Source organism: Methylobacterium sp. B1, from assembly GCF_000333255.1.
Classification (GTDB): Bacteria; Pseudomonadota; Alphaproteobacteria; order Rhizobiales; family Beijerinckiaceae; genus Methylobacterium; species Methylobacterium fujisawaense.
This window is the reverse complement of sequence record NZ_BACT01000045.1, coordinates 1-3,261: the sequence shown is the minus strand read 5'-3', so window position 1 is coordinate 3,261 and position 3,261 is coordinate 1. Positions and strand designations below refer to the sequence as shown.

The window sequence follows — 3,261 nt, the reverse complement described above, 5'->3', positions numbered from 1 at the left end:
TTTCACCCCCGACTAAAACGCCGCCTACGCGCCCTTTACGCCCAGTGATTCCGAGCAACGCTAGCCCCCTTCGTATTACCGCGGCTGCTGGCACGAAGTTAGCCGGGGGCTATTCCTCCGGTACCGTCATTATCGTCCCGGATAAAAGAGCTTTACAACCTTAAGGCCTTCATCACTCACGCGGCATGGCTGGATCAGGCTTGCGCCCATTGTCCAATATTCCCCACTGCTGCCTCCCGTAGGAGTCTGGGCCGTGTCTCAGTCCCAGTGTGGCTGATCATCCTCTCAGACCAGCTACTGATCGTCGCCTTGGTAGGCCGTTACCCCACCAACTAGCTAATCAGACGCGGGCCGATCTTCCGGCAGTAAACCTTTCCCCATAAGGGCGTATCCGGTATTAGCCCTAGTTTCCCAGGGTTATTCCGAACCGGAAGGCACGTTCCCACGCGTTACTCACCCGTCCGCCGCTGACCCCGAAAGGTCCGCTCGACTTGCATGTGTTAAGCCTGCCGCCAGCGTTCGCTCTGAGCCAGGATCAAACTCTCACGTTGAAGAGATTGATCTGGCCGATCACGTATATTCTCAGACGGAGCCTCACATCGACCAAGCATCCAGCGCTTCACAGCGCCAAACACCCGTCGGTGAGCTCAGAAAGAAGAACAACAGATCGGCACAAGTCTCTCACGCCAGACCCTAAGGCCTGGCCGCAAGGACAAACGCCGCCCGCGTCTCCCTTCCTCAATTCCAACTTGTCAAAGATCAGTAATCACTCTCGTAATTACCTTTCGAGGAGAAGTCAAGTACCTTGGCTCTCGCCAGATCTACTTTTCTAAACCTCGGGAAGTCCGTCCGACCCGCTCCGTTTTTCTTCCGGACCGCGTCGGGAGGCGCCGTATAAGCCGCCCCAGACTTCCGTGTCAACCGCCCTTTTTCCCGGCGAAAGAACCGAACCGGTCGAGCCGGTCTCCGGTGCCTCCGTCGACAAAGCGCAACGCAGAACGGCCCGGGGGCCCTTCGGTGAAGCGCTGGACGATGGACGCTCCCTCAGTCGCCGCGTGCGGGTTGAGCCTAGGCTCAAGTCCGACGACCATCCGACCCTTGAGGGTCGTCGCTGGCCGGCGATGCTGCTGGAAGGACCGGAGGACGGCGTGCCGTCGCGTCCGGTGAAGCGGATGTAGTGGGGCTCGCCGCGCGACGCAAGGGGCCGGGCGCAGGCCGGCCAAGCCCGGGATGCACACCTTCGCATCCGCGCCCGACCGACCGCCGCCGCCGCATCGCCTGTAGTCCTCCGCGGATCGGCGGTTTCGCAAGCGTCCTGTCCGGGTGCCCGAACCGATCCCCCTCGCGCGGCCGACAGGCCGGGCGCGCCGGCCGGGAACCTGCGGATCGCCGCGATCGCCGACGCCCGCCCCCGCCTGCGGCTCCCTGAAGAGCACCCGGCTCAGGGCCTGAGCGCAGCGGACCGGGCGGCGGCGAGCGGCATGATCGCATTCGCAGTCTTGAACGCAGATCAGGCCCGCGATCTTCTGGTCCTTAAAGATGGAATTAGCATCTTCGCATCTATGGAGTCCCTGTTTCCAGCCGCAGCTTGCCCGGCGGCTCACTCCGAGGCCCCTTGGCATGCGCGCGGATCCCCAGCCTGCCGACCTGTCGCGCCGGGAGGCGGCGCGTCCGCCCCTGCCGGAGCGGGGCGTCGGGCGCGATCCCCTGCTCCCCTTTCTCGACGCGGTCCGGCAGGGTCTGCTGATGATCGACCCCACCGGGACGGTCATCGCGGCGAACGCCCCGGCCCGGCAGCTCCTGGCCGGCCTCAACGTCACGCTGCGGGTGCAGGCTTCGGCGATCCCGCTGCTGCGGGCCCTGCGGGCCGGGACCGCCCCGCCGCGGGGCGCCCTGCTGCGCAGCCTCCGCCGCGCGCTGGCCCGGCGGCAGCCGGTCGTGTTCGAGTTGCGGCACCGGGACCACACGGTCCAGGTGGAACTCCATCCCCTCGCGACGGGCGGCTGGGTCGTCTCGCTGGAGGATGTCAGCACCCGGAAGGCCGTGGAAGCCCGGGCCGACGCGATGGCGCGGCGCGATCCCCTCACCGGTCTGCCGAACCGCCTGCTCCTGCGCGAGCGTCTCGCCGAGGCTCTCGCGCGTCTCGCGCGCACGGGCGAGTGCTGCGCCCTGCTGCTGATCGACCTCGACCGGTTCAAGCCGGTCAACGACACGCTCGGTCATCCGATCGGCGACGCGCTGCTGGAGACGGTCGCCGACCGCCTGCGCTCGACGGTGCGGCCCACCGACACGGTGGCGCGGATCGGCGGCGACGAGTTTGTCATCCTCCAGCCCGGGATCCGCGACGCGGCGGGCACGCAGGCCCTCGCCCGCCGCGTCGTCGACCTGATCGGCCGCACCTACATGGTGGAAGGCCATCTTTTGACGATCGGCGCCAGCGTCGGCGTGGCGCTCGCCCCCGAGGACGGGACCGACGCCGACCGGCTCCTGAAGAACGCCGACCTCGCCCTCTACCGGGCCAAGCTCGACGGCCGCGGCACCTACCGGTTCTTCGAGCCGGAGATGGATGCGCGCATGCAGGCGCGCCGCAAGCTCGAACTCGACCTGCGGCAGGCGCTCGCCCGGCGGGAATTCCAGCTGCACTTCCAGCCGCAATTGCAGCTCGCGAGCGGCACGCTGATCGGCTGCGAGGCCCTGATCCGGTGGCGCCATCCCGAACGCGGGCTGGTCTCGCCCCTCGATTTCATCCCGCTCGCCGAGGAGATCGGCCTCATCGTCCCGATCGGCGAGTGGGTCGTCCGCCAGGCCTGCCGCGACGCCATGACCTGGCCGGAGCACATGTCGGTGGCGGTCAACGTCTCGCCGGCGCAGTTCAAGAGCGACCGGCTGGTGGAGACGATCATCTCGGCCCTGGCCGGCTCGGGGCTGCCCGCCCGGCGGCTGGAGGTGGAGATCACCGAGGGCGTGCTGCTGCAGGAGAACGACAGGACGCTCCAGACCCTGCACCGGCTGCGGGAACTCGGCGTGCGCGTCTCCATGGACGATTTCGGCACCGGCTACTCGTCGCTGAGCTACCTGCGCTCGTTCCCCTTCGACAAGATCAAGATCGACCGTTCCTTCGTGAAGGATCTGACCAGCAAGCCCGACGGCGAGGCGATCATCCGGGCGATCGCCGGCCTGGGCAAGAGCCTGGGCATGACCACCGTCGCCGAGGGCGTCGAGACGGCCGAGCAGATGCAGAGCGTCCGCCTGGAGGGCTGC

1 protein-coding gene and 1 rRNA gene are annotated in these 3,261 nt (G+C 67.3%); one reads left to right on the top strand and one right to left on the bottom strand.

Annotated features, from left to right (window positions below):
* Positions 1–551, bottom strand: a 16S ribosomal RNA gene (locus I53_RS01255); the annotation flags it as partial.
* A gap of 1,069 nt (positions 552–1,620) precedes the next feature.
* Here I53_RS01255 and I53_RS01250 point away from each other — a divergent pair.
* The coding region (locus tag I53_RS01250) for an EAL domain-containing protein (protein ID WP_043345848.1) at positions 1,621–3,261 on the top strand (1,641 nt) is incomplete at its 3' end.